General features: G+C 60.2%; 23 protein-coding genes. 17 read left to right on the plus strand and 6 right to left on the minus strand.

All coding sequences use genetic code 11. The annotated features are described in order from the left end of the window. The first annotated feature begins 1 nt into the window (after position 1). The 8 genes from KSS91_RS06090 (at position 2) to KSS91_RS06125 (ending at position 8,133) form a co-directional block, all read left to right on the plus strand. Positions 2–1,003 (plus strand): response regulator, encoded by a 1,002-nt coding sequence (locus KSS91_RS06090; protein WP_126049610.1) that lies wholly within the window; start codon positions 2–4, stop codon positions 1,001–1,003. A gap of 208 nt (positions 1,004–1,211) precedes the next feature. Next, positions 1,212–2,307, plus strand: a protein-coding gene (gene prfB, locus KSS91_RS06095; RefSeq protein WP_095965010.1) for a peptide chain release factor 2 whose coding sequence is annotated in 2 segments (ribosomal slippage) — positions 1,212–1,283 and positions 1,285–2,307 — 1,095 coding nt in all. Because the reading frame shifts where the segments join, the coding sequence is not laid out codon by codon here. 95 nt (positions 2,308–2,402) lie between these two features. After that, positions 2,403–3,905: a lysine--tRNA ligase gene (gene lysS, locus KSS91_RS06100; protein WP_007992008.1), complete on the plus strand. Its 1,503-nt coding sequence runs from the start codon at positions 2,403–2,405 to the stop codon at positions 3,903–3,905. A 100-nt stretch (positions 3,906–4,005) separates the two neighbouring features. Next, the gene (locus KSS91_RS06105; RefSeq protein WP_041474790.1) at positions 4,006–4,722 is read left to right on the plus strand and encodes a TetR/AcrR family transcriptional regulator; all 717 of its coding nucleotides are present in this window, start codon (positions 4,006–4,008) and stop codon (positions 4,720–4,722) included. Positions 4,723–4,880: 158 nt separating this feature from the next. Then, complete coding sequence (locus KSS91_RS06110) at positions 4,881–5,435, plus strand: hypothetical protein (protein WP_217837346.1); 555 nt, start codon at positions 4,881–4,883, stop codon at positions 5,433–5,435. Positions 5,436–5,467: 32 nt separating this feature from the next. Next, positions 5,468–6,745: a flavohemoglobin expression-modulating QEGLA motif protein gene (locus tag KSS91_RS06115; protein WP_015093729.1), complete on the plus strand. Its 1,278-nt coding sequence runs from the start codon at positions 5,468–5,470 to the stop codon at positions 6,743–6,745. Positions 6,746–6,892: 147 nt separating this feature from the next. Further along, positions 6,893–7,807 (plus strand): alpha/beta hydrolase, encoded by a 915-nt coding sequence (locus tag KSS91_RS06120; protein WP_217837347.1) that lies wholly within the window; start codon positions 6,893–6,895, stop codon positions 7,805–7,807. Then, the gene (locus tag KSS91_RS06125; RefSeq protein ID WP_007975029.1) at positions 7,804–8,133 is read left to right on the plus strand and encodes a PA3694 family proteiin; all 330 of its coding nucleotides are present in this window, start codon (positions 7,804–7,806) and stop codon (positions 8,131–8,133) included. Before KSS91_RS06120 ends, KSS91_RS06125 begins: the two co-directional genes overlap by 4 nt. 152 nt (positions 8,134–8,285) lie before the next feature. On the opposite strand, the gene KSS91_RS06130 is transcribed toward KSS91_RS06125, so the two are convergent. From KSS91_RS06130 to KSS91_RS06145, 4 genes are all read right to left on the minus strand, one after another. Further along, on the minus strand, positions 8,286–9,410 hold the full coding sequence (locus tag KSS91_RS06130; protein WP_217837348.1) for a zinc metalloprotease: 1,125 nt from the start codon (positions 9,408–9,410) through the stop codon (positions 8,286–8,288). A 149-nt stretch (positions 9,411–9,559) separates the two neighbouring features. Further along, positions 9,560–10,357: a lipotoxin F family OmpA-related lipoprotein LptF gene (gene lptF / locus KSS91_RS06135; protein WP_217837349.1), complete on the minus strand. Its 798-nt coding sequence runs from the start codon at positions 10,355–10,357 to the stop codon at positions 9,560–9,562. A 45-nt stretch (positions 10,358–10,402) separates the two neighbouring features. After that, positions 10,403–10,816 (minus strand): DUF4398 domain-containing protein, encoded by a 414-nt coding sequence (locus tag KSS91_RS06140; RefSeq protein WP_007975021.1) that lies wholly within the window; start codon positions 10,814–10,816, stop codon positions 10,403–10,405. Between the two features lie 373 nt (positions 10,817–11,189). Continuing rightward, on the minus strand, positions 11,190–11,534 hold the full coding sequence (locus KSS91_RS06145) for a hypothetical protein (RefSeq protein WP_015093732.1): 345 nt from the start codon (positions 11,532–11,534) through the stop codon (positions 11,190–11,192). A 201-nt stretch (positions 11,535–11,735) separates the two neighbouring features. Here KSS91_RS06145 and ppc point away from each other — a divergent pair, with 201 nt between their 5' ends. From ppc to KSS91_RS06175, 6 genes are all read left to right on the plus strand, one after another. Further along, on the plus strand, positions 11,736–14,366 hold the full coding sequence (ppc, locus tag KSS91_RS06150) for a phosphoenolpyruvate carboxylase (protein ID WP_217837350.1): 2,631 nt from the start codon (positions 11,736–11,738) through the stop codon (positions 14,364–14,366). A 288-nt stretch (positions 14,367–14,654) separates the two neighbouring features. Continuing rightward, positions 14,655–15,302: an adenylate kinase gene (gene adk, locus KSS91_RS06155; protein ID WP_015093734.1), complete on the plus strand. Its 648-nt coding sequence runs from the start codon at positions 14,655–14,657 to the stop codon at positions 15,300–15,302. 94 nt (positions 15,303–15,396) lie between these two features. After that, positions 15,397–16,071: a tRNA (adenosine(37)-N6)-threonylcarbamoyltransferase complex dimerization subunit type 1 TsaB gene (gene tsaB / locus KSS91_RS06160; RefSeq protein ID WP_217837351.1), complete on the plus strand. Its 675-nt coding sequence runs from the start codon at positions 15,397–15,399 to the stop codon at positions 16,069–16,071. Between the two features lie 211 nt (positions 16,072–16,282). Further along, positions 16,283–16,588, plus strand: a complete 306-nt coding sequence (locus KSS91_RS06165) for a hypothetical protein (RefSeq protein WP_217837352.1) — start codon at positions 16,283–16,285, stop codon at positions 16,586–16,588. After that, positions 16,588–17,448 carry a DUF72 domain-containing protein gene (locus KSS91_RS06170; RefSeq protein WP_217837353.1) on the plus strand — a complete coding sequence of 287 codons (861 nt, stop codon included), beginning with the start codon at positions 16,588–16,590 and terminating at the stop codon, positions 17,446–17,448. Before KSS91_RS06165 ends, KSS91_RS06170 begins: the two co-directional genes overlap by 1 nt. Positions 17,449–17,483: 35 nt before the next feature. After that, complete coding sequence (locus tag KSS91_RS06175) at positions 17,484–18,305, plus strand: isocitrate lyase/PEP mutase family protein (protein ID WP_217837354.1); 822 nt, start codon at positions 17,484–17,486, stop codon at positions 18,303–18,305. Between the two features lie 3 nt (positions 18,306–18,308). On the opposite strand, the gene KSS91_RS06180 is transcribed toward KSS91_RS06175, so the two are convergent. Further along, complete coding sequence (locus tag KSS91_RS06180; protein WP_126049628.1) at positions 18,309–18,929, minus strand: energy transducer TonB; 621 nt, start codon at positions 18,927–18,929, stop codon at positions 18,309–18,311. A 93-nt stretch (positions 18,930–19,022) separates the two neighbouring features. Here KSS91_RS06180 and KSS91_RS06185 point away from each other — a divergent pair, with 93 nt between their 5' ends. Then, positions 19,023–19,805, plus strand: coding sequence for a class I SAM-dependent methyltransferase (locus tag KSS91_RS06185; protein ID WP_108227936.1), 783 nt, complete (start codon positions 19,023–19,025; stop codon positions 19,803–19,805). A gap of 138 nt (positions 19,806–19,943) precedes the next feature. Here the strand turns inward: KSS91_RS06185 and KSS91_RS06190 are convergent, their stop codons facing one another. Beyond that, positions 19,944–20,582: a TetR/AcrR family transcriptional regulator gene (locus KSS91_RS06190; protein WP_217837355.1), complete on the minus strand. Its 639-nt coding sequence runs from the start codon at positions 20,580–20,582 to the stop codon at positions 19,944–19,946. Between the two features lie 93 nt (positions 20,583–20,675). On the opposite strand from KSS91_RS06190, the gene KSS91_RS06195 reads away from it, so the two are divergent. Continuing rightward, positions 20,676–21,776 (plus strand): efflux RND transporter periplasmic adaptor subunit, encoded by a 1,101-nt coding sequence (locus KSS91_RS06195; protein WP_217837356.1) that lies wholly within the window; start codon positions 20,676–20,678, stop codon positions 21,774–21,776. 6 nt (positions 21,777–21,782) lie between these two features. After that, positions 21,783–24,848 (plus strand): efflux RND transporter permease subunit, encoded by a 3,066-nt coding sequence (locus tag KSS91_RS06200; RefSeq protein ID WP_217837357.1) that lies wholly within the window; start codon positions 21,783–21,785, stop codon positions 24,846–24,848. Positions 24,849–25,769: the final 921 nt, after the last annotated feature.

Consider the following 25,769-nt stretch of genomic DNA (forward strand, 5'->3'; position numbering starts at 1 on the left):
CATGAATGAATTACAGCTCGACGACTTCAAGACCGACGAAAACGCCGCCATGGTGTTGCTGGTGGACGATCAGGCCATGATCGGCGAAGCCGTGCGCCGCGGCCTGTCGAACGAAGAGAATATCGATTTCCACTTCTGCGCCGACCCGCACCAGGCCATCGCCCACGCGGTGCGCATCAAGCCGACGGTGATCCTGCAGGATCTGGTCATGCCCGGCCTTGATGGCCTGAGCCTGGTGCGCGAATACCGCAATCACCCGGCGACCAAGGACATTCCGATCATCGTCCTGTCGACCAAGGAAGACCCTCTGATCAAGAGCGCGGCCTTCGCGGCCGGGGCCAACGATTACCTGGTCAAGCTGCCGGACAACATCGAACTGGTCGCGCGCATCCGCTATCACTCGCGGTCCTACATGACGTTGCTGCAACGGGACGCGGCCTACCGCGCGTTGCGGGTCAGCCAGCAGCAACTGCTCGACACCAACCTGGTCCTGCAACGCCTGATGAACTCCGATGGTCTGACCGGATTGTCGAACCGTCGACACTTCGACGAGTACATGGAACTGGAGTGGCGCCGCTCGCTGCGTGAGCAGAGCCAGTTGTCGTTGCTGATGATCGATGTCGACTACTTCAAGACCTACAACGACAGCTTCGGCCACCTGGAAGGCGATGAAGCCCTGCGCAAGGTTGCCACGGCGATCAAGGAGGCCAGTGCCCGGCCTTCGGACCTGCCGGCCCGCTACGGCGGCGAAGAGTTTGCCCTGGTGCTGCCCAACACCTCCCAGGGCGGCGCGCGGCTTGTCGCCGAGAAGCTGCGCCAGACCGTGGCAGCCCTGAAGATCCCGCATAACTCGCCAACCGAAGGGTCGAGCCTGACCATCAGCATCGGCCTGTCGACCATCACCCCGAAAGCGGGCAGCAACTGCCGCGACCTGATCCTGGCGGCGGACAAGGGGCTGTATTTGGCGAAGAATAATGGGCGCAATCAGGTGGGGATCGGCTGAACAGCCTCCCCCCTGTAGGAGCGAGCCTGCTCGCGATGGCCGTTAACGATGACGACGGCTATCTGAATAAACGCGGTGCCTGAGCGTTTCTCGCGAGCAAGCTCGCTCCTACAGGGACTTGGCATTTCGGCCAAGCGGACTGCCGTTTTCGGCTGTTTCCCGGTATACTCGCCGGCTTTCAAAAGTTCGCCAACGAGTGCTGCCCGTCATGGAAATCAACCCGATCCTGAACACCATCAAGGACCTGTCCGAGCGCTCCGAAACCATTCGGGGGTATCTTTGACTACGATCAAAAGCATGAGCGTCTGACCGAAGTCAATCGCGAGCTTGAAGATCCGAGTGTCTGGAACAAACCAGAATACGCCCAGGAGTTGGGCCGCGAGCGCGCTGCGCTGGCGCAAATCGTCGATACCCTGGACGAACTGAACACCGGTCTGGCCGATTGCCGCGACCTGCTGGACATGGCCGTCGAAGAAAACGACGAAGGTGCAGTGGACGATGTCGTCGCCGAGCTGGCCCGACTCGAGGAAAGTCTGGCCAAGCTGGAATTCCGTCGCATGTTCAGCCACGAAATGGACCCGAACAACGCCTATCTGGACATCCAGGCCGGTTCCGGCGGCACCGAAGCCCAGGACTGGGCCAACATTCTGCTGCGCATGTACCTGCGCTGGGCCGACAAACGTGGTTTCGACGCGACCATCATGGAACTGTCCGCCGGTGAAGTCGCCGGGATCAAGGGCGCGACCGTGCACATCAAGGGCGAATACGCGTTTGGCTGGTTGCGCACCGAGATCGGCGTGCACCGCCTGGTGCGCAAGAGCCCGTTCGACTCCGGCAACCGTCGCCACACCTCGTTTTCCGCGGTGTTCGTCTCGCCAGAGATCGATGACAAGGTGGAAATCGAAATCAACCCGGCAGACTTGCGGATCGACACCTATCGTTCCTCGGGTGCCGGTGGTCAGCACGTAAACACCACCGACTCGGCCGTACGTATCACCCACGTACCGACCAATACCGTGGTCAGCTGCCAGAACGAACGTTCCCAGCACGCCAACAAGGACACCGCCATGAAAATGCTGCGGGCCAAGTTGTACGAGCAGGAAATGCAGAAGCGCAACGCGGCGTCCCAGGCGCTGGAAGACACCAAGTCCGATATCGGCTGGGGTCATCAAATCCGTTCGTACGTGCTCGATGCCTCGCGGATCAAGGATCTGCGCACCAACATCGAACGCAGCGACTGTGACAAGGTGCTCGATGGCGACATCGACGAATACCTGGAAGCGAGCCTGAAGTCCGGGCTGTAAGTTACTGACACACCGCGATCACCTGTAGGAGCCGGCTTGCCGGCGATCCCCGGCCGCAGGCCGGGGAAAACGAACCAGATGGAATATTTAAAGACATGAGCGACCTAGAACTCGACCCGCAAGCCCTGCAACAGGAAGAAAACTCCCTGATCGCCCTGCGCAAGGAAAAGCTTGCTGCCGAGCGCGCCAAGGGCAATGCCTTCCCGAACGACTTCCGCCGCGAAAACTACTGCGATGCACTGCAGAAACAGTACGCGGACAAGACCAAGGAAGAGCTGGCAGAGGCTGCGATCCCGGTCAAGGTTGCCGGTCGTATCATGCTCAACCGTGGCTCGTTCATGGTGATCCAGGACATGACCGGTCGTATCCAGGTCTACGTCAACCGCAAGACCCTGTCCGAAGAAACCCTGGCCGCGGTGAAAACCTGGGACATGGGCGACATCATTGCCGCCGAAGGCACCCTGGCCCGTTCCGGCAAGGGTGACCTGTACGTTGAAATGACCAACGTGCGCCTGCTGACCAAATCCCTGCGCCCGCTGCCGGACAAGCACCACGGCCTGACCGACACCGAACAGCGCTACCGCCAGCGCTACGTTGACCTGATCGTCAACGAAGACGTGCGCCAGACGTTCCGCGTGCGTTCGCAAGTCATCGCCCACATCCGCAGCTTCCTGATGAAGCGTGACTTCCTGGAAGTGGAAACGCCGATGCTGCAGACCATTCCGGGCGGCGCGGCAGCCAAGCCGTTCGAAACCCACCACAACGCGCTGGACATGGAAATGTTCTTGCGCATTGCGCCTGAGTTGTACCTCAAGCGGCTTGTTGTCGGCGGGTTTGAAAAAGTGTTCGAGATCAACCGCAACTTCCGTAACGAAGGCGTTTCGACTCGTCACAACCCTGAATTCACCATGTTGGAGTTCTACCAGGCCTACGCCGACTACGAAGACAACATGGACCTGACCGAAGAGTTGTTCCGTGAACTGGCTCAGCTGGTTCTGGGCAGCACCGACGTGCCGTACGGCGACAAGGTGTTCCACTTCGGCGAGCCGTTCGTGCGCCTGTCGGTATTCGACTCGATCCTCAAGTACAACCCCGAGCTGACCGCTGACGACCTGAACGACATCGACAAGGCTCGCGCCATTGCCAAGAAAGCCGGCGCCAAGGTGCTGGGCTTCGAAGGCCTGGGCAAGCTGCAGGTGATGATTTTCGAAGAGCTGGTCGAGCACAAGCTGGAACAGCCGCACTTCATTACCCAGTATCCGTTCGAAGTGTCGCCACTGGCACGTCGTAACGACGAGAACCCGAACGTCACCGACCGATTCGAGCTGTTCATCGGTGGTCGTGAAATCGCCAACGCCTACTCCGAGTTGAACGACGCGGAAGACCAGGCCGAGCGCTTCATGGCCCAGGTGGCCGACAAGGACGCCGGCGACGACGAAGCCATGCACTACGACGCTGACTTCGTGCGTGCGCTGGAGTACGGCATGCCGCCAACGGCGGGTGAAGGCATCGGTATCGACCGTCTGGTGATGCTGCTGACCAACTCCCCGTCGATCCGCGACGTGATCCTGTTCCCGCACATGCGGCCGCAAGCGTAAGTGTTTCGACTAAAAAGCCGCCTTTTCAGGCGGCTTTTTTATTGCCTGTCTGGTACAAACGTATCAACTTGTTAGTTTCATCTGAGAGGAAATACCTGTCGTGATTCGTGCAATGGCTCAAGAAGGTGCAGCGGGTATCGCCACTGCGGTCGCTGAAAGTGTTCAGTACCAGGGTCGCAAGGCCAGCCGACAGGGCAGTGAGCAGCGTCGACAGGACATTCTCGACGCCGCGATGCGCATTGTCGTGCGCGATGGCGTGCGCGCCGTACGGCACCGTGCGGTGGCTGCCGAGGCGCAGGTGCCGTTGTCGGCGACCACTTACTATTTCAAGGATATCGATGACCTGCTAACCGATACCTTCGCCCAATACGTGGAACGCAGTGCCGCGTACATGGGCAAGCTGTGGGTGAACAACGAGGGCCTGCTGCGTGACATGATCGCCAGTGGCGATGGCAGCCCGCAGGCGCGCTCGAAACTGGCGGACGATATTGCACGGCTGATGACCGATTACGTTCACCGGCAACTGATCAATCGCCGCGAACACCTGATGGCCGAGCAGGCGTTCCGCCAGGAAGCGTTGCTCAACCCGCGCCTGGCCGAACTGGTGCGTTCGCATCAGCAAATCCTGTTGCAGGGCTCTTGCCAGCTGTTCCAGGTGCTGGGCTCGCGCGAGCCGCATCAGGATGCCAAGGTGTTGACGGCGATTATCGGCCGGATGGAATATCAGGGCCTGCTCAACGTAGACGAGCCTGCCGCCGAAGAGGAAATGCTCGGCATCCTGACGCGCTACATGCACCTGGTGCTGGCGTCGGTGTAGTCCCGGCTGGTGCTTTCCCCTGTGGGAGCGAGCTTGCTCGCGATAGCGGTTTACCATTCAACATTAATGTTGTCTGACACACCGTCATCGCGAGCAAGCTCGCTCCCACAGGGGAATGTGTCCACCTTAGGGCGGTGTGTGTTCAAAGGGAGTATTGAATGAAAGCCTGGCGTGTCGTTGTGATCGCCTTGTCGTTCTTGCTGCTCAGTGGCTGTCTGGTGTCCTTCAAGGAGCCGCTGCCTGCAAGCGACCCCGCGCCCAAAGGATTACTCGGCAAATGGACCAGCACCAATGCCTGGGGCGAAGCGCTCAACCTCGAACTGACTCGCATTGGCGACAATCGTTATCAGGCCGTCAGCTATTACCGGGCCAGGCCCGGGGAGCGGGAGGCCTATCCTTTCACGGTGTCGCGTCATGGCAGCCGCTGGTACCTGTCGGCGAAGGTGCCGGCGCAGTTCGGAGGGTACTTCACCCTCGGCGGTTTTGAGCTGACCGACAAACATGAGTTGGTGGTTTACAACCTCGACCTCGAACAGATCAATCAGGCCATCAAGCAAAAAGTCCTGAGCGGAGAAAGTTTCCAGACCCGCGATGGCGATGGCGTATTGATCGACAGCCACATGGATCAAGTCGCCGCCTACCTCGACGACCCGGCCAATTCCGATGTGTTCGTCGAAGCGGTGCGCTATCAGCGCCAGGCCAAAGCCAAGTAAGCAGCACCCACAGGTTTCTACAGGAGTTTCGCGTGGACGATTACCAACAGTCGATACGCATTTTGTCCGATCGCATCGTGCTGGCACAGACGCCGATCCGCGTACTCGATGCGGTCAAATGGGACGACAACATTCGCAAGGGTTTCCTCAAGGCCAAGGGCAAGGAAATGCCGGCGGTGGACCGCGACTACTACCTCAACCGGCCGCTGGCGTTCGACTCCAGCAAAGTGAAGCTGGAGTTCCAGAACATCGAGCGCGACATCACCCGCCAGCTCGGCCAGTTCAACCCCGTCGGCCAGATCATGCGGCGCATGTGCAAGGAGTACCGCATGGTGGTGCGCATGCTCGAAGCGCGCGGTACCGAGGATTTCGGCCTGATTTCCCAGGAATTGTACGGCGCCGCGTCCGACGCGTTCCATGCCGGCGACCCGACCCTGTCCGACCTGGGCATGATGCTGTCCGAATACCTGAACAACATCGACGGCCGTGGCGACCTCAAGGACGAACCGAAGACGCTGACGGCCAAGGAGGCGGTCGACCTGTTGCAGCACCGGTTGAACAAGGTGTTTGGCGAAGCCGAGGAAACCATTCGGGTGTTCGAGTCCGACGGCATCGTCGCCGATGCGGCGGCCGGCGCCGACTACATCAAGATCCGCTCCGACGCGATGTTCAACCAGCGCGATGTGCGCGCCCTGGAGGTCCACGAAGGGCTGGTGCACGTCGGCACCACCCTCAACGGCCTGAACCAGCCGATCTGCACCTTCCTGGCCAAAGGCCCGCCCTCGTCGACGGTGACCCAGGAAGGCCTGGCGATCCTGATGGAGATCATCACCTTCGCCTCCTACCCCAGTCGCCTGCGCAAGCTCACCAACCGCACTCGCGCGATTCACATGGTGGAGGAGGGCGCGGATTTCCTGCAGGTGTTCGAGTTCTTCCGTGAACAAGGCTTCGAGATGCCCGAGAGCTACAGCAACGCCAGCCGCGTGTTCCGCGGCTCGGTGCCGACAGGTCTGCCATTTACCAAAGACTTGTCCTACCTCAAGGGCTTCATCATGATTTACAACTACATTCAACTGGCCGTGCGCAAAGGCAAGCTGGAGCAGATACCGCTGTTGTTCTGCGGCAAGACCACCCTGGAAGACATGCGTACCTTGCGTCAGCTGGTGGACGAAGGCCTGGTGGTACCGCCCAAGTACCTGCCGGAACAGTTCCGCGACATGAACGCGTTGTCGGCGTGGATGTGCTTCTCCAACTTCCTCAACCACCTGAGCCTGGACCGGATCGAGGCGGATTATTCCAATATCCTTTAAGGCTGGTGAGATCCGAATGTGGGAGCGGGCTTGCTCGCGAAGGCAGTGTGTCAGCCAACTGAGATGTTGAATGTTAAACCGCATTCGCGAGCAAGCCCGCTCCCACATTGAACCGTGTTCCACCCCTTTTCTGCGAGGTTTCAACGGATGAGAATCCTCGGCATCCTCTGCCTTCTCCTGACCTTGAGCGGTTGCAGCTCGCTGCTGTTCTATCCGGAACCCGGCCAGTTGTTCACCCCGGAAAAGGCCGGGCTTGAATACCGCACCGTCACTCTGAACACCGCCGATGGCCTCAAGCTGAATGCCTGGTGGCTGCCGGTGAAGCAGGGGGTTGAGGTCAAGGGCACGGTGCTGCACTTGCACGGCAATGGCGGAAACCTGCCCATGCATCTCGGCGGCAGCTTCTGGTTGCCGAAAAATGGTTACCAGGTATTGCTTCTGGACTATCGCGGTTACGGCCTGTCCGAAGGCGAACCGAGCCTGCCGGCCATCTACCAGGACATCGATGCGGCGTTCGCCTGGCTGGACAAGGCGCCGCAGGTTCAAGGCAAGCCGCTGATCCTGCTCGGCCAGAGTCTCGGTGGCTCGATGGCCGTGCATTACCTGGTCCAGCACCCGCAACGGCAGAAGCAACTGAAGGCTTTCGTCCTCGACGGTGTGCCCGCCAGTTATCGCAGTGTCGGCCGCTATGCGCTGAGTAATTCATGGGTGTTCTGGACGTTCCAGGTGCCGTTATCTTGGCTGGTACCGGACGGCGACAGCGCGATCAACTCCATGGCGCAGCTTAAAGATGTGCCGAAACTGATCTACCACAGCATCGACGATCCGATCGTGCCTCTTTCCAACGGCATCCGACTGTATCAAGCTGCGCCGCCGCCGCGGGTGCTGCAACTGACTCGTGGCGGTCATGTGCAGACGTTCGCCGACCCGGTCTGGCGTAACGTCATGCTGCGCTATCTCGATGACCCGCAGCATTTCAACGGCCTGCGCCGCCTGGGTGAAATCCCCAATTACCCGGCACCCCCGAATTCTGAAGATGAACCACCAGAGAGTCCGCAATGAGTGAAGAACGTAACGCAATCCCGCTGATCATCACCGGTATCTGCAGCATCCTTGGCACCGTCGGTGCCCTGTGGTGGTACGGCTACCTGCATTTCGCCAAGCCCGAGGATGCGTTGCTGCTCAACGAATTCACCATGCTCAAGACGATTCCGGGCGAAGACTACAAAGTCTCACTGGAGCCGGCCGCGCAAGTGGCGCAGTGCATCGATGGCGTGCTGGTGCTGTTTGACATGGAACAGAAAGGCCTGACCGGCGTGCTGGTCGACAGCAAGAAAAAAGCCGTGCGTTGCATGGGGCAGGAGACGCCGCAGAAGCTGGAGCCCTAGGGTTTTTAGCTGAGGATGAGGAAGGCCTGTCTGTTAGTGACAGGCTTTCCAATGTACCAGTCCCTGTAATTACAGTAGTTGTGACCCCTGGTAATGAAGAGTCGCCGGAAAACATCGGGACAGGACCGGTAATTGCATCCTGCAGTGGATACTTATGTTGGGGGATCACAGTCAGGTAATGTTTCTCCGCCGACGGAGACAGCTATCGAGGCACCCGATGTATCAGTGGAGCAAACCTTGACTTTTATTTTGGCGCTGTCGTCAACCAATGTTCTTCCCGGTTGTAATGTTGGGTCACTCGTCGTGGCAGTTTCCGGTGTAGCATCGAGCTGTAAGTTTTTTACGGTCCCTCCCATGGTTGTGTACCTCACCCAAACACCGTTCGCTCGATTATCAGTCGGCGGGAAATTGTCGTAGTGGGTGGGCTGGCGGTACTCAAGCGCGATTTGCCTGGGCGTCAATCCAGTGCGATTGATGAGATACAGTTGCGGTCCACTTTGGCCCAGTACACCCAGGCGATATAGGCCTGAGCGCTCGATTACCGCCACCTGTGAGTTATCCAGCCAACTGGCATACCAGCGATAATTTGCAGGATAGAGGCCTCTGCCCTGTGATACCGGGTCCCCGGTGTCGGTTGCGGGGATAGCCGGGGCGATCTCGCATTGATCGGGAGCAAAGACCGTATCGTTGTCTTTTGGACATTTCGTGTAGGTTTCTCCGTGGTTGAATCCGAGGTTATGACCGAACTCATGTGCCCATATGTAGTGCCCCCCCCTGTGGTGGCCCTTATACTGCCCTCGCACAATCAATGCCCTTCCCGGCATATATGCTTGACCTCCACTGACGCTGTTTTCGAGAACAAAAAAATAGTCGTATGATTTTTGATCATAACCCTGCTTCAGGGCGGCTTCTTCAGCGTCACTAAGAGCGCCGCTGAAGTTTTGAGGGTATGGTTTGTCGATTCTGACCGAAATTGTTGTCCATTTAAGCGTTAACTTTCCCATCGAGGATTGTTTTAGGTAATCACTGTAAGATCCGGGTTCCTCCGATGCGGTATCTGCATAAAGCTTTCGCATATCGACTTCTTTACTGTCTAGCCAGTGTGTTGCCACCAACAAGACTGTTTTTTCCCCAACAACGGGCCGCTGATTAACGCCGGCTTTAGGCAAGGGGATGTCGGTGAGAATCGCATCGTCGTCCATGGCATCTGGTGTGTTCGCGTAAGCCATTGTAGTTGCGATCAAATAGGGCAGTAATAAAGCAGCTGACAGTTTCATGGTTCCTTCCTCAAAGTTCTGAGGACCCTTCATAACTTTTGCGAGGAGTTTTATCTGCTGTCAGAAATAACAGTGACGACCAGCGGCGTAAAAACAAATAGCCCCGGCTGAACAGATCAGGCGGGGCTTTTGTTTGATTCACCGGCCAGCTATTGAGTGTTCGCGCTCACCGCCGAACGCGGCATCACCGGCTGATTGTCATTGGAAATGGTCACCTCCACCCGACGGTTCATCGCCCGGCCCGAGGTGCTTGAGTTATCCGCCACCGGATACTCCTTGCCGTACCCCTGCGCAACGATACGCGCCGGATCGACGCCCATCTTCACCAGGGCTGCTCGCACGGAGTCCGCACGACGTTCCGACAGCGACTGGTTGTGCGACGCCGTACCGGTGCTGTCGGTATAACCCTCGACAATCACTTTGCGGTCGGGGTTTTCCTGGAGGTACTGCGCCAGTTTGTTGATGTTCATCAGGCCGTTGGATTTCAGTTCGGCCTTTTCCGTGGCGAACAGCACATCCCCGAAGGTCACCAGCGTCCCGCGCTCGGTCTGCCTGGCGTTGAGGCTGTCCTTCAGTTGTTTGATCTGCTGATCGCGGCCTGCCAGGCGGGCCTCGGCCCGTTGTGCCGAGGTGTTTTTCAGATTGGCTTCAGCGGTGCGCAGGGCAATGGTCTGTTTGGCCACTTCAACCCGCTGGTTGGTCAGATAGGCAAGCTGGTCAACATTTGCTGCGTCTTCCTTGTCCCTGTAGGCCTGGTCGGCCTTGTCCAGATAATCGCTGGCTTCCTTGGTTTCCAGAGCTGCGACTTTGCTGGCCTGCGGGTCGGCCTGCAGGCCGGTGTAGTTGGTGCGGGCCTGTTCGAGGTTGGCGTTGGGCTGCGTGGAGCAGGCCGCCAGGGCTACGGTGGCAGCCAGCAGGGCAGGGATCATCAGTTGATTGCGTTTCATGATTTCGTCCTTTTAGTCGAGTGGGAATGCGTGGGGCCGCGCCGCTTACTGAACGGTGCGCTGGCTTTCCTGACGCAATTCCTGAACGCCTTTCTGCGCGTCCTTCACGGATTGTTCGGCCTTCATCGCCTGGGCCTTGCGCTCTGCGACACGAGCGTCCCACTCGGCCTGTTCGGCGAGCATCCGGGCCTGGTCATATTTTTTGTCGTGCATGGCGATTTCGGCTTGCTTGAGCTTGTCCTGGGCCGACTTCATTTCCACAGCGGCGAACTCGGTGCCGCCGGCGCTCACGGCGTCGTTGACGGCCGATTGGGTCACCGCGTACTGCTCGGTCGGCGGGTTGCCGGCGCAACCGGCCAGGATCAGGCTGCTGCCGAGGGCCAGCGCCGCCAGCTGGAGGCCGCGCGAATGAGTGAACGAGGATGTGCCGGTTCGGGTTTTCATGGTCTTCAACTCCATTGGGCTAACTCCTGAAAAGCGTTGAATCCATCCTGGGCAGGGCGCTGAAGCCATCAATTGCGGGGTGTTTTGAAACGCTCGTCCCAGGCATGGTTACTTGGGTTGACCCGAGGCTTTTTTTGAAAGTTCAGAGAATTTAGCCAGCTATCGAAAAAACTTTGACCGAATCGACAGGGCTCTAAGTCGGAGATTTGCGTCACGCACAGCGGTATACCGGACCTTTTACAGGCCCGGAGTAACGCAATTCTTGAAGTGAAATACGGGCCAATGTGGGAGCGGGCTTGCTCGCGAATGAGGTTTAACATTCAACAATAATGTTGACTGATACACCGCTTTCGCGAGCAAGCCCGCTCCCACAGGGTTCAAGGCAACCTCAGTGTTTCTGTTTGTCGTCAGGCACTGACATATCGTGCAGATGCCGGCGGGACAGCGCCAGAAAACGCGGGGTCGGCCCGATGTCTTCGTACAGCGGATCACCTTCTTCGTCAGTGGCGACCACGGTCGAGCCTTTGACGTACGGAAAGCTTCTTTCCAGCTCTTCGAGCGCGGCGCCGATCAGATCGCCGAGCAGTTCTTCGGGATGCCGCTTGGGGTACATCTCGACGAGCGCGGCCAGCCGTGCGGCAGACTCCACATCCAGATGAATCGAGTAGCCGGTGTCGGTCAGGCGACCCTTGGCGTTTTCTTCCCAGTGGTGGGCAAGCTCGCGGATTTTCATAGTGACCTCATGGCGCGACCGCTCGTGGCGGGCAGGGTGAGTGTCCGGCGTTGGCCGGCGACAGCCGTTGTACGGTTTATCTTCAGACTAGCTTCAACAGGCAAGGTTTGAAGGCCCTTCGTCGTCTTGCTTGTAAGAACCTGTCTGGGGCGGCACTCTCTAGGTTCCAAGCCGCCCGGATTTTTTGCTGGAGACCTGCTGATGACCGATATTGATGCACGCTTGCGCGAGGACGTTCACCTGTTGGGTGAGCTGTTGGGCAACACCATTCGTGAACAGTATGGCGATGGTTTTCTCGACAAGATCGAGCAGATCCGCAAGGGCGCCAAGGCGGACCGGCGCGGCTCCATGGACGCCGAGCTCAGCGCCAGCCTCAACCAGTTGACCGAAGATGAACTGTTGCCGGTAGCGCGGGCGTTCAATCAGTTTCTCAACCTGGCCAATATCGCCGAGCAATACCAATTGATTCACCGTCGGGAGGCGTCTCAACCGGCGCCGTTCGAAGCCCGGGTGTTGCCCGAATTGCTCGCTCGCCTGCGCGCCGAGGGCCATGGTGCCGAAGCACTGGCCCGGCAATTGGGGCGACTGGAGATTGAGCTGGTGCTGACCGCGCACCCGACCGAAGTCGCGCGCCGCACGCTGATCCAGAAGTACGACGCCATCGCCGCGCAACTGGCGGCTCAGGATCACCGCGACTTGACCAGTGCCGAGCGCGAGCAGATCAAAACCACCTTGCAGCGCCTGATCGCCGAAGCCTGGCACACCGAGGAAATCCGCCGCACGCGTCCGACACCGGTGGACGAAGCCAAGTGGGGTTTCGCGGTGATCGAGCATTCGCTGTGGCAGGCCATTCCCAATTACCTGCGCAAGGCCGACCAGGCCCTGCATGCTGCTACCGGCCTGCACTTGCCACTGGAGGCGGCGCCGATTCGCTTTGCCTCGTGGATGGGCGGCGACCGCGACGGCAACCCCAATGTGACGGCGGCGGTTACCCGAGAGGTTTTACTGTTGGCGCGCTGGATGGCGGCTGATCTGTACCTGCGCGATGTCGATCACCTGGCGGCTGAGCTCTCGATGCAGCAGGCCAGCGATGAATTGAAGGCCAAGGCGGGTGACAGCGCCGAACCTTACCGGGCAGTGCTCAAACAGTTGCGCGAACGCCTGCGGGCGACGCGCAACTGGGCGCACACCTCGCTGTCGACACCCACGCCGGCACCGGCCGACGTGCTGCAAAACAACCGCGAACTGCTCGACCCGCTGGAGCTGTGCTACCACTCGCTGCATGAATGCGGCATGGGCGTGATCGCCGACGGACCGTTGCTCGACTGCCTGCGTCGGGCGGTGACCTTCGGTCTGTTCCTTGTTCGTCTGGATGTGCGCCAGGACTCGTCGCGACACACCGCAGCCATGACCGAAATCACCGACTACCTCGGCCTGGGGCGCTACGAGGACTGGAGCGAGGAAGAACGCATCGCCTTCCTGATACGTGAACTGAATAACCGCCGGCCGTTGCTGCCGGCGTACTTCAAGCCCTCCGCCGATACCGCCGAGGTGCTGGCGACCTGCCGGGAAATTGCCGCTGCACCGGGGGCGTCCCTCGGTTCCTATGTGATCTCGATGGCCGGTGCCGCTTCCGATGTGCTGGCGGTGCAATTGTTGCTCAAGGAATCCGGCGTGCTGCGGCCGATGCGCGTGGTGCCGCTGTTCGAAACCCTGGCCGATCTCGACAACGCCGGCCCGGTGATCGAGAAACTGCTGCTGTTGCCGGGCTATCGCTCGCGTCTGCAAGGGCCGCAGGAAGTGATGATCGGCTATTCCGATTCGGCCAAGGACGCCGGCACCACCGCGGCGGCCTGGGCGCAGTACCGGGCGCAGGAACGACTGGTGGATATCTGCCGCGAACAACAAGTGGAGCTGCTGCTGTTCCACGGTCGCGGCGGCACCGTGGGGCGTGGCGGCGGACCGGCCCACGCGGCGATCCTGTCGCAGCCGCCGGGTTCGGTGGCGGGGCGGTTCCGCACCACTGAACAGGGTGAAATGATTCGATTCAAATTCGGCTTGCCGGACATCGCCGAGCAAAACCTCAACCTGTACCTGGCCGCCGTGCTTGAGGCGACCTTGCTGCCGCCGCCGCCACCGACGCCCGAGTGGCGCCATTTGATGGACGAACTGGCCGCCGATGGTGTCAGCGCTTACCGCGCCGTGGTGCGGGAAAATCCGCAGTTCGTGGAGTATTTCCGCCAGTCCACGCCGGAACAGGAACTCGGTCGTTTGCCCCTGGGCAGTCGCCCGGCCAAGCGCCGGGCCGGGGGGATCGAAAGCCTGCGGGCGATTCCGTGGATCTTCGGCTGGACCCAGACGCGGCTGATGCTGCCGGCCTGGCTGGGTTGGGAAGCCGCCCTGAGCAAGGCACTGGAGCGGGGTGAAGGTGAACTGCTGGGGCAGATGCGTGAGCAATGGCCGTTCTTCCGCACCCGCATCGATATGCTGGAGATGGTCCTGGCCAAGGCGGATGCCGACATTGCCCGGTCCTATGACGAGCGTCTGGTGGAGCCGAATCTGTTGCCATTGGGTGCGCACTTACGCGACCTATTGTCGCAGGCGTGCTCCATCGTTCTCGGCCTGACCGGGCAGTCGCAGCTGCTGGCACATAGCCCAGCGACCCTTGAATTCATCCGCTTGCGTAACACCTACCTCGACCCGCTTCATCTATTGCAGGCCGAGTTGCTGGCCCGTTCACGATTGCAGGATGTAGCGCAGGGCAGCCCGGTAGAACAGGCCCTGCTGGTGTCTGTCGCGGGGATTGCCGCAGGTTTGCGTAACACCGGCTAAGGTTTTTGCCGTGGGGTCAGGCATTCGGCAGGTGAGGCGGATGCCGCTGCAGGACGGGTTGAAAAGTGCTGTCAGGCGACAGTTAATGTTGGGGTTGCGACTTGGGGAACCGTGCGCAATGGTCGCAGGAGGCAGCGGTTTCTCCGACTTTTGGCGTCTTGTGTGGGCGCAGCCTGCTGTGTATCTTGATCAGCCTTTGGCCGTTTGGGCGGCCACGACCCTTTTTTTGAGATTGGCCCCACGAGGCGAATCTGACGTTATCCATATAAAAAATTGAGGAGCACATCGATGCGCGTCATTCTGCTGGGAGCTCCCGGGGCCGGTAAAGGTACTCAGGCTAAGTTCATCACCGAAAAATTCGGCATTCCGCAAATCTCCACCGGCGACATGCTGCGTGCAGCGGTCAAGGCCGGCACCGAGCTGGGCATCAAGGCCAAGAGCATCATGGATGCCGGTGGCCTGGTGTCCGATGACCTGATCATCGCACTGGTCAAGGACCGCATCGCCCAGTCCGACTGCGCCAACGGTTTCCTGTTCGACGGCTTCCCGCGCACCATTCCCCAGGCTGAAGCCCTGGTGACTGCCGGCGTCGAGCTGGACGCAGTGGTTGAAATCGCCGTCGAGGACGAAGAAATCGTCCAGCGTATCGCCGGTCGTCGTGTTCACGAGGCCAGCGGCCGCGTGTACCACATCGTCTACAACCCGCCGAAAATCGCCGGCAAGGACGACATCACCGGTGAAGAGCTGGTACAGCGCAAGGACGACACCGAAGAAACCGTGCGTCATCGCCTGTCGGTCTACCACTCCCAGACCAAGCCGCTGGTGGATTTCTACCAGAAGCTGTCGGCCGCCAATGGCAAGCCGCAGTACAGCCATATCGAAGGCGTCGGTTCGGTTGAAGCGATCACCGCCAAGGTGCTTGAAGCCTTGAGCTGAAAAGTCTGAATCGCTTCATCTTCCACGGCCCGCTTGCGGGCCGTAGTTGTTTATACTGACGCACTTTTTCTGACCTCTTGTTACGGATACATCGATGAGCACCTTGCTGGCCCTGGACACCGCGACTGAAGCTTGCTCCGTTGCCTTGCTGCATGACGGCAAGGTCACGAGCCATTACGAGGTGATCCCGCGCCTGCACGCGCAGAAGCTGTTGCCGATGATCAAGCAATTGCTGGCCGATGCTGGCACCACCCTGCAAGCGGTCGATGCCATTGCGTTCGGTCGTGGCCCGGGAGCCTTCACCGGTGTGCGCATCGCCATCGGCGTGGTGCAAGGCCTGGCGTTTGCTCTGGATCGCCCGGTGCTGCCGGTGTCGAACCTGGCCGTGCTGGCGCAACGTGCATTGCGCGAACACGGCGCCACTCAGGTCGCTGCTGCCATCGATGCGCGCATGGATGAAGTGTATTGGGGGTGCTACCGCGAAACGGCCGGGGAGATGCGCCTGGTGGGCGCCGAAGCGGTACTGCCGCCGGAGTCCGCGGCATTGCCGGCCGATGTCGGCGGCGAGTGGTTCGGCGCCGGCACTGGTTGGGGTTATGGCGAGCGTATCGCCGTCAACCTGATTGGGCAGGACGCAGGCATGCTGCCTCACGCTGAAGATTTGCTGACCCTGGCGCGGTTCGCCTGGGAACGTGGTGAGGCGATCGTGGCCGACGAGGCACAGCCGGTGTATCTGCGCGATAAAGTGGCGACGCCCAAGGCGCGTTAAAAGATCGCAGCCTGCGGCAGCTCCTACAGAAGATCGCATTTCCCTGTAGGAGCTGCCGCAGGCTGCGATCTTTTCCAGGCACCACCAATCGTCATTTTCTAACCCCGGCTTTTAAACCTTTTGCCTTTTATGTGTTCTAGTTATCACTCGGCGGTTTGCGAAGTGGGTTTTGCGCCACTAAACTGCCATCACTGATTCCGAGTATGCACGTATGCGTATCGACGGCGTTTCCTCTCAGTCCTACCCCATCAAGCGCAAGCCACGCAAAGGCCGTGTGGTGGAAGACGACGCCATTGATATCGAAGGCGAGCTGGAATTCCCGACTGAAGAGCAGTTGGCTGCCCGCGCCGCCAAAGCCTCTGCGCAAAAACCGAGCAATCTTCCCGCCCGTCAGCAAGACATGATTTACCACCGTGCCATGAGCAAAAGCGTGGCGACGGCGCTGGCCAGCTACCTGAGTACCGCCGGTTTCGTCGATTGGGATACGGATGTGCTGGGTCTCGACCTGTACATCTGATGGTGCTGCCGTATTACCTCGGTTGCCCGTCCTGGAGCGAGAACGCCTGGCGCGATTACCTGTATCCGCCGCACGCCCGACCCGCTGAATTTCTTGATCTCTATTGCCAGGTATTCAATGCCGTGGAAGGCAACACGACCTTCTACGCCAGCCCTGCTGCCAGCACTGTGCAGCGTTGGGCCGAAACCATGCCGCAGCACTTTCGCTTTACCGCCAAGTTTCCCGGCGAGATCAGTCACGGTGGCGATCTGCGCGAACAGCTGACAGCCGCCGAAACCTTCCTGCAATTGCTCAGTCCGCTGGGTGATCGGGTGTCGCCATTGTGGTTGCAGCTGTCGAAAAACTTCACGCCCCAACGCTTGCCCGAGCTGGCCGGATTTATCGATGCCCTGCAGCGCCCGCTGGCCGTTGAAGTGCGCCATGGCGATTTTTTCGCCAAGGGAGACAGCGAGCGGATGCTCAATCGTCTGCTGCTGGATCGCGGTGTTGAACGCATCTGTCTTGATCCCCGAGCGTTGTTCAGTTGCACATCGACCGAGCCGTCAGTGCTTCACGCTCAATCGAAGAAGCCCCGGGTGCCTCCGCGTCCGGCAGCGTTCACGCAGTGTCCGCAGGTGCGTTTTATCGGCCATCCGGTGCTTGAGGCCAACGATCCGTTCCTGGAGCCCTGGGTCGAGAAAATCGCGCTGTGGATCGAAGAAGGACGCACGCCGTATATCTTCCTGCACACCGCCGACAACCTGCTGGCGGCGAAACTGGCGCAGCGTTTTCACGCCAGGCTGATGCGGCGTCTGCCTGGCTTGCCGGCGCTGCCTGAGCTATACAGAGAACCCGCCGCCGAGCAACTTGGTCTGCTCTGAGGCGGATTCCTTTCCCCTCTTCAGGAGCCTGCCCCATGGATGCGCAAACCCTTCGAGCCCAGGCGTTCAAAGCCCTTCACGAACGATCCGGCGCTTTTGTGATTCCCAATCCGTGGGATGCGGGTTCAGCGAAGATGCTCGCCAGCCTCGGCTTCGAGGCGCTGGCGACCACCAGTGCCGGTTATGCCTTTTCCCAGGGTCGTGCCGATGGCGGCTTGAGCCTCGACGATACCCTGATGAACGTTCAGGCGATTGTCGCCGCCACTGACCTGCCGGTTGCCGTGGACCTGGAAAACGGCTTTGCCGACAACCCGGCTGATTGCGCGAAAAGCATTTTGCGCGCGGCAGAGGCGGGAGCCGTTGGAGGTTCGATTGAAGACGCCACCGGCCGCGAAGAAGGCCCCATCTACTGTTTCGACCACGCAGTGGCGCGCATCGAGGCCTCTGTGGCTGCCGCTCGCAGTTTGCCGTTCCCCTTCACATTGACCGCCCGGGCCGAAAACTTCCTGCACGGCAATCCTGATCTGGCCGACACCATCGGCCGCTTGCAGGCATTCGCCGAGGCCGGTGCCGATGTGCTCTACGCACCCGGTCTGCGCAACGCCGAGGATGTGCTGGCGGTGGTGCGCGCGGTGGCGCCCAAACCGGTGAATGTGTTGATGTCGGGCGGCTTGAAGCTGACGGTCGCGCAGTTGGCTGAAATGGGCGTCAAACGCATCAGCGTCGGTTCGGCGCTGGCGTTGGCAGCCTATGGCGAATTTTTTCGCGCCGCCGAAGAAATCCAGACGTCTGGCACGTTTGGCTTCACTTCGCGGTCGATGCCGTACCAGAAGGCCAATCAGTTCTTCAAGGGCTGAGGGTCAGGCGGCGATGCGCAGGTTTTGCAGGATGATCGGGCGCGCCCAACCATTGTCGAAATCCAGTTGTTTCTGCTGTTCGATCCGTTCTTCCGGGGAGAACGGCGGGAACGGCTTGTCGAGCAAATCCAGGTCGAATTCGGCAATCGGCAGGTGCAGCGGACGTGGTTGCGGGGCAGGGCTGGCTTGCGGCAGTGGCTGACCGGCGTTGAGCACGATCGGGCGAACCCAGCCGCTGTCGAAGTCCTGGTGTTTTTGCTGGGCGACGATTTCATCTGCCGGGAACGGTGGGAATGGCTTGTCGGCCAGGTCCATTTCGAATTCGGCAATGGGCAGGAACAGAGGTTCTGGCGGGCGGACCTGGGTCTCTTTGACGTCGCACTCACGCTGGGAAACGATGTGTTCCAGCAGCTCGCTGCCAACGGTCGGCTCGACCGGGCTTTCGAGATCGACCGGTGGGAAATTCAGTGATTCAGGCAGCACATCACCCGACTGATCGGCCAGTGCACGGGCAAAGAAATCCTGCCAGATGTGACTGACACCGCTCAGTGCCTGGGTGTTTCGCAGGTTGTAATTGCCGTAGGGCGATATAAAACCTGTGATTGTGGGTTGAATGTCTGACATTTCTCTCGGTCGACGCTCAGCTCTGGCAAAATGCTCGATAGTTTTGTTATCGGCAGTTTTTGCCGATCATTAATTTTTTGAGCGTGTTTTCCGATGATTGATCAACCCGCGGCCTGCCGCATCCATGTCCAGGCCCTGGACGTGGCTTTCGAGCCACAAGCCGAGCAATGGGCCGAGCGCCTGGGCTTGCCGATGCAAGTGGCGGACGGCGAATTTGCCTTGCAGGTGGGTGACCAGGGTTTGCAGTTGCAACAGCTTGGGCCGGACGCGCCGGGGCCGGTGCGGGTGGACTTCGTCGAGGGCGGTGCGGCCCATCGCCGTCTGTACGGCGGCGGCAGCGGGCAGATGATCGCCAAGGCTGTTGGCGTCGCCCAGGGCGTGCGCCCGCGGGTACTGGATGCCACGGCAGGGCTGGGCAAGGACGCGTTCGTGCTGGCCAGCCTCGGTTGCGAGATGAGTCTCATCGAGCGTCAGCCGCTGATTGGCGCCTTGCTGGAAGATGGTCTGGCCCGTGGCGCGGAAGACTTCGACGTGGCGCCGATCGTGGCGCGCATGCGGCTGCTCAAGGGCAACTCGATCGAGGTGATGCGCAATTGGGAGGGTGAACCGCCACAGGTGATCTACCTGGACCCGATGTTCCCGCACCGTGAGAAAACCGCGCTGGTGAAGAAGGAAATGCGCCTGTTCCGGCCGCTGGTGGGCGATGACCCGGATGCGCCGGCCTTGCTCGAAGCGGCGTTGGCCCTGGCCAGCCACCGGGTAGTGGTCAAGCGCCCGCGCAAGGCGCCGTGCATCGACGGGCCGAAGCCGAGCCATGCGCTGGATGGCAAGTCGAGCCGGTACGATATTTATCCGAAGAAAGCGCTCAAGCCTTAAGACCGAGTCGCCTTCATCGCGGGCAAGCCACGCTCCCACAGGTTTTGTGCCGGGTTCAAAATTCGAGTACACCTCGGACCCTGTGGGAGCGGGCTTGCCCGCGAAGGCGTCGGTACAGTCAACGCAATGCTGTCAGGTTCACTGAGGCCGATAAGCCCGCATAAACAACCCCACCACTTCCCGCACATGGCTCTCCGCGGCCTCGCCGACCGGCGGCTCGCCGCAGCCATACAGCAAGCGGAAATTCCCGGCGCCCTTGAGCAGGCAGAAGAAGTGCTCGGCGGCGTTGTGCGGCTTGTCGATGCTAAGCACGCCACTTTCGTCGATCCGTCTCAGCAAGCGTTCCATGCCATGCAGCATGCGCTCCGGGCCCGCCTCAAAGAAGATTTGCGCGAGTTTCGGGTCCTGGCTGCCCAAGGTCATCATCAGTCGGTGCAGGTTCACTGATTCGTCACTGTTGATCAGCTGATGAAAGCCGCGCGCGATATTCAGCAGCACGGTTTCCACTGCCACGCCTTCAGGCAATTCGAAGAACAGCGGGGGCAACTGCTCCTCGCACTTGGCCACCACGGCGGCGGAGAACAGCGTCTCCTTGTCGTTGAAGTGGCTGTAGACCGTCAGCTTCGACACACCGGCCTCGGCTGCGACGGCATCCATGCTGGTATTGGCATAACCCTTACTCAGAAACAGCACTTTTGCCGCATCGAGAATGGCCTGGCGTTTCACCAGATCCTTGGGTCTGCCTGGGCCATTGGGTGCTGAAAGATTGTTTGGCATATTCGCTTTTATTACTGGACTGGTGAGTTTGCTATTAATAACATACTGCTCAGTATAATTATTCAAAGCACCATTAGCGAAAGGTCCTTCACCATGTTCCGCTATGCCTTGCCCCTCGCGTTGCCAGTCACCCTGGCTTTTTTATTGTCAGCGTGTGGCTCCGACGAAGTGCCGCCAGTCGGCGTGCGCCCGGCCATGGTGGTTCAGCCAGAGCCTTCGGCACAGGCCATGGAAAGTTATCCAGGTGAAGTCCGCGCGCGTTATGAGCCGGACCTGGCGTTCCGCATTGGCGGTAAAGTCAGCCGACGACTGGTCGAGGAAGGGCAGCGGGTCAAGGCCGATCAACCTTTGGCAGAGCTCGATCCTCAGGACGTGCGCCTGCAACTGGAGGCCACCCGGGCCCAGGTCGCTGCAGCTGAAGCCAATCTGAGCATGGTGCGTGCCGAGCGTGATCGCTACAAAACCCTGATGGAGCGTCAGCTGGTCAGCCGCTCGCAGTACGACAATCACGAAAATCTCTACCGCTCCGGCGAAGCGCGCCTCAAGCAAATCAAGGCCGAATACAACGTTTCCAATAACCAGGCCAGCTACGCCGTGCTGCGTGCGCCGCAGGACGGCGTCGTGGCCAAGCGTCTGGTGGAAGTCGGGCAAGTCGTGGCCGCGGGGCAAACGGTGTTCACACTGGCGACCGATGGCGAGCGTGAAGTGTTGATCAGCCTGCCGGAGCAGAACTTCGGCCGCTTCAAGGTCGGTGAACCGGTGGCAGTGGAGCTCTGGACCCAACCCGGCCAGCGTTTCGAAGGGCGCATCCGTGAGCTGTCGCCAGCCGCTGATCCAAAGTCCCGCACCTTCGCGGCGCGCATCGCCTTCACCTCCGGCAAGGTGCCGGTGGAGCTGGGCCAGAGCGCCCGGGTGTTCGTGCAGGCCGCCGACGTGGTGCCTCTGTCCGTTCCGCTGTCGGCGTTGACCGCAGAAAACGGCGTGACCTATGTCTGGGTCGTCAGCGCCAACAACACCTTGAAGAAAACCCCGGTGCGAGTGGGTGCCTTCGGTGAGAAAACCGTACCGGTGCTCGAGGGGCTCAACGCCAGCGACTGGGTTGTGGCCGCCGGTGTCCATGTGCTTCTCGAAGGGCAGCAGGTGCGTCCGGTGGATCGCTCCAATCGCGTGGTCAATCTGGCGAACAAGGAGTAAGCCCCGATGCGCTTCAACGTTTCCGAATGGGCGCTGCGTAATCGCCAGATCGTCTTGTTCCTGATGCTGTTGCTGGCCATCGTCGGCGCACTTTCCTACACCAAGCTCGGCCAGAGTGAAGACCCGCCGTTCACCTTCAAGGCCATGGTGATTCGCACCAACTGGCCGGGCGCGACCGCCGAGGAAGTCTCGCGCCAAGTCACCGAACGCATCGAAAAAAAGCTGATGGAAACCGGCGAGTACGAGCGCATCGTTTCGTTCTCGCGGCCCGGGGAATCCCAGGTCACCTTCATTGCGCGTGATTCCATGCACTCGGCAGAGATCCCGGAGCTCTGGTATCAGGTGCGCAAGAAAATCAGCGACATCCGTCATACCCTGCCGCCGGGGATTCAGGGGCCGTTCTTCAACGATGAGTTCGGTACCACGTTCGGCAACATCTACGCCCTGACCGGCGCGGGTTTCGACTACGCCGTGCTCAAGGATTACGCCGACCGCATCCAGATCCAGCTGCAACGGGTCAAGGATGTGGGCAAGGTCGAACTGCTGGGGTTGCAGGACGAGAAAATCTGGATCGAGCTGTCCAACGTCAAGCTCGCCACCCTCGGCTTGCCGCTGGCGGCTGTCCAGCAAGCCCTTGAAGAACAGAACGCAGTGTCCACGGCAGGTTTCTTCGAAACCAGCAGCGAGCGTTTGCAGCTACGGGTGACGGGGAATTTCCAGACGGTCGACGAGATCAAGAACTTCCCGATCCGCGTCGGTGATCGCACCTTCCGCATCTCCGATGTGGCCGACGTTCGGCGTGGTTTCAATGATCCGCCGGCGCCGCGCATGCGCTTCATGGCGCAAGACGCCATCGGCCTGGCGGTGGCGATGAAGGACGGCGGTGACATTCTGGTGCTGGGCAAGGCACTGGAAGTCGAATTCGCCCGCATCCAGAAAAACCTCCCGGCCGGTATGGAGCTGCGCAAAGTCTCCGACCAGCCGGCGGCGGTGAAAACCGGGGTTGGCGAGTTCGTGCAAGTGCTGGTCGAGGCGCTGGCCATCGTGTTGCTGGTGAGCTTCTTCTCCCTCGGCGTGCGCACTGGCATGGTGGTGGCCCTGGCGATTCCGCTGGTGCTGGCGATGACGTTTGCCAGCATGTATTACCTCGGCATCGGCCTGCACAAGATTTCTCTCGGCGCGTTGGTACTGGCGCTGGGCTTGCTGGTGGACGACGCGATCATCGCCGTGGAAATGATGGCGATCAAAATGGAGCAGGGTTTCGACCGGGTCAAAGCCGCGAGTTACGCCTGGACCAGCACTGCGTTCCCGATGCTCACCGGTACGCTGATCACCGCGGCCGGCTTCCTGCCGATTGCCACGGCGCAATCGGGCACTGGCGAATACACCCGTTCGATCTTCGAGGTGGTCACCATCGCGCTGTTGGCGTCATGGGTGGCCGCGGTGGTTTTCGTGCCGTATCTCGGGGAAAAACTCCTGCCGGACCTGGCGAAAATTCACGCCGCCAAGCACGGTGCCGGCCAACCCGATCCCTATGGCACGCCGTTCTATCAGCGCGTCCGGCGTCTGGTGGAGTGGTGCGTGCACTGGCGCAAAACCGTGATCGCCGCGACTGTGGTGTTGTTCATCGCATCCATCGTGCTGTTCAAGTTTGTACCGCAGCAGTTCTTCCCGGCATCGGGTCGCCTCGAGTTGATGGTCGACCTGAAACTGGCCGAAGGTGCTTCGCTGAGTAATACCGCCGACGAGGTCAAACGCCTCGAAGCGTTGCTCAAGGACAAGGCAGGGATCGACAACTACGTGGCCTACGTCGGCACCGGTTCGCCGCGCTTTTACCTGCCGCTGGATCAGCAACTGCCGGCGGCGAGCTTCGCCCAGTTTGTCGTCCTGGCGAAAACCATCGAAGAACGGGAAGCCCTGCGCACCTGGTTGATCTCAACCCTCAACGAGCAATTCCCCGCTCTGCGCTCGCGGGTCACACGTCTGGAAAACGGTCCGCCGGTTGGCTACCCGGTACAGTTCCGCGTGACCGGGGAGCACATCGAGGCGGTGCGGGCGCTGGCACGCAAAGTCGCGGCCAAGGTTCGCGAGAACCCGCATGTGGTCAACGTCCACCTGGACTGGGAAGAACCGAGCAAGGTGGTGTACCTGAACATCGATCAGGACCGCGCGCGGGCGCTGGGCGTGAGCACGGCCAACCTGTCGAAGTTCCTGCAAAGTTCTCTCACCGGTTCCAGCGTCAGTCAGTACCGTGAAGACAACGAGTTGATCGAGATCCTGTTGCGCGGCACCGTACATGAACGCACCGAGCTATCATTGCTGCCGAGCCTGGCGGTGCCGACCGATAACGGTCGCAGCGTCGCGTTGTCGCAAATCGCGACCCTGGAGTACGGCTTCGAAGAGGGCATCATCTGGCACCGCAACCGCCAGCCTAACGTGACGGTTCGCGCCGACATCTATGACAAGCAGCAACCGGCGACACTGGTGCAGCAAATCATGCCGACCCTCGATCCGATCCGCGCCGAACTGCCTGATGGCTACTTGCTGGATGTCGGGGGCACCGTTGAAGATTCGGCGCGTGGACAGAACTCGGTGAAGGCCGGCGTGCCGTTGTTCATTGTGGTGGTGTTGACCTTGCTGATGCTGCAACTGCGCAGTTTCTCGCGCACGGCGATGGTGTTTCTGACGGCGCCGCTGGGGTTGATCGGGGTGACGCTGTTTCTGTTGGTGTTTCGCCAGCCGTTCGGGTTCGTGGCGATGCTGGGGACTATCGCCTTGTCGGGGATGATCATGCGTAACTCGGTGATTCTGGTGGATCAGATCGAGCAGGACATTGCTGCGGGGCTCAAGCCTTGGCAGGCGATCATCGAGGCGACGGTGCGGCGGTTCCGGCCGATTGTGTTGACGGCACTTGCTGCTGTTCTGGCGATGATTCCTTTGTCACGCAGTGTGTTTTTCGGGCCGATGGCGGTGGCGATCATGGGGGGGTTGATCGTTGCTACGGCGTTGACGCTGCTGTTTTTGCCTGCGCTTTATGCGGCTTGGTTTCGGGTTCGCAAAGAACCCGTTTGACCTTGGCGGCCTTCGGGCCGACCAGGTTTCTGGTTGGTTGAGTACATATCCGTTTCTGCGGTAACGGCGACTTATGGTTTCGCCCTTACGGCGAGTCCCTTTGGCAAACGCCCCAAAGGAACCAAAGGTCTCGCCCCTTACGTACGGCCCCTCGCTGAGGCTCGGGGTTCCTTCGCTGCGGTATTCATCCGGGGGCATTGCCCTCCGGTCGGCTTCGCTTCGACCTACATGCAATGAGTTCGGCTGCGCCGAACGGCGCTGCGCGCCCATCCCCGGATGAACACCTCCACTCAGCCTGCCGAGGGGGCGGGTGGATCAAGATCAAGAGCTGCAGGCGAGCTAACGCTCGGCCTGTTGAGTGGTGAAGAGCGTGGGTGTACGCCGATCGGCCTTTGCTCTTCTGTGGGAGCGAGCCTGCTCGCGAAGGCGGCCTGCCAGCCGACCAGTTTCTTTCAGATGTACTTGGTCAAATTGTGGGAGCGGGCTTGCTCGCGAAGACGGCCTGCCAGCCAACCAATTTCTTTCAGGTGTTCCCGGCCCAACAGTGGGAGCGAGCCTGCTCGCGAAGGCGACCTGACAGCCGACCAATTTCTTTCAGATGTACTCGGTCAAATTGTGGGAGCGGGCTTGCCCGCGAAGACGGCCTGCCAGCCAACCAATTTCTTTCAGGTGTCCCCGGCCCAACTGTGGGAGCGAGCTTGCTCGCGATGGCTGCCCAACAGTCAACAACGTTTATCGCCCAAGCCAACCATTCAGACCATTCCCACAAGACTTTCAGGTTGCCTGTCGGAAGCACGCTCACTAGCCTCTGACGGTCGCTGCCAATTCAGCGACCGGGACTGCAAGCCCGCCAATAGTTTGTTAGGCGCCCACTGGCGCACCTATAATCGTGGCGCTTTTTTAGCGACCACCGATTTATGG

The organism is Pseudomonas azerbaijanorientalis, assembly GCF_019139795.1.
GTDB classification, from domain to species: Bacteria; Pseudomonadota; Gammaproteobacteria; order Pseudomonadales; family Pseudomonadaceae; genus Aquipseudomonas; species Aquipseudomonas laurylsulfatiphila.

Coding starts and splice junctions, on each gene's coding strand:
- KSS91_RS06180 (WP_126049628.1), bottom strand. CDS start 18,929: ATGTCAGACATTCAACCCACAATCACAGGTTTTATATCGCCCTACGGC.
- KSS91_RS06090 (WP_126049610.1), top strand. CDS start 2: ATGAATGAATTACAGCTCGACGACTTCAAGACCGACGAAAACGCCGCC.
- KSS91_RS06185 (WP_108227936.1), top strand. CDS start 19,023: ATGATTGATCAACCCGCGGCCTGCCGCATCCATGTCCAGGCCCTGGAC.
- KSS91_RS06195 (WP_217837356.1), top strand. CDS start 20,676: ATGTTCCGCTATGCCTTGCCCCTCGCGTTGCCAGTCACCCTGGCTTTT.
- tsaB (WP_217837351.1), top strand. CDS start 15,397: ATGAGCACCTTGCTGGCCCTGGACACCGCGACTGAAGCTTGCTCCGTT.
- KSS91_RS06120 (WP_217837347.1), top strand. CDS start 6,893: ATGAGAATCCTCGGCATCCTCTGCCTTCTCCTGACCTTGAGCGGTTGC.
- KSS91_RS06165 (WP_217837352.1), top strand. CDS start 16,283: ATGCGTATCGACGGCGTTTCCTCTCAGTCCTACCCCATCAAGCGCAAG.
- lysS (WP_007992008.1), top strand. CDS start 2,403: ATGAGCGACCTAGAACTCGACCCGCAAGCCCTGCAACAGGAAGAAAAC.
- KSS91_RS06130 (WP_217837348.1), bottom strand. CDS start 9,410: ATGAAACTGTCAGCTGCTTTATTACTGCCCTATTTGATCGCAACTACA.
- KSS91_RS06175 (WP_217837354.1), top strand. CDS start 17,484: ATGGATGCGCAAACCCTTCGAGCCCAGGCGTTCAAAGCCCTTCACGAA.
- KSS91_RS06110 (WP_217837346.1), top strand. CDS start 4,881: ATGAAAGCCTGGCGTGTCGTTGTGATCGCCTTGTCGTTCTTGCTGCTC.
- KSS91_RS06170 (WP_217837353.1), top strand. CDS start 16,588: ATGGTGCTGCCGTATTACCTCGGTTGCCCGTCCTGGAGCGAGAACGCC.
- KSS91_RS06145 (WP_015093732.1), bottom strand. CDS start 11,534: ATGAAAATCCGCGAGCTTGCCCACCACTGGGAAGAAAACGCCAAGGGT.
- KSS91_RS06140 (WP_007975021.1), bottom strand. CDS start 10,816: ATGGAGTTGAAGACCATGAAAACCCGAACCGGCACATCCTCGTTCACT.
- KSS91_RS06125 (WP_007975029.1), top strand. CDS start 7,804: ATGAGTGAAGAACGTAACGCAATCCCGCTGATCATCACCGGTATCTGC.
- KSS91_RS06200 (WP_217837357.1), top strand. CDS start 21,783: ATGCGCTTCAACGTTTCCGAATGGGCGCTGCGTAATCGCCAGATCGTC.
- lptF (WP_217837349.1), bottom strand. CDS start 10,357: ATGAAACGCAATCAACTGATGATCCCTGCCCTGCTGGCTGCCACCGTA.
- KSS91_RS06190 (WP_217837355.1), bottom strand. CDS start 20,582: ATGCCAAACAATCTTTCAGCACCCAATGGCCCAGGCAGACCCAAGGAT.
- ppc (WP_217837350.1), top strand. CDS start 11,736: ATGACCGATATTGATGCACGCTTGCGCGAGGACGTTCACCTGTTGGGT.
- adk (WP_015093734.1), top strand. CDS start 14,655: ATGCGCGTCATTCTGCTGGGAGCTCCCGGGGCCGGTAAAGGTACTCAG.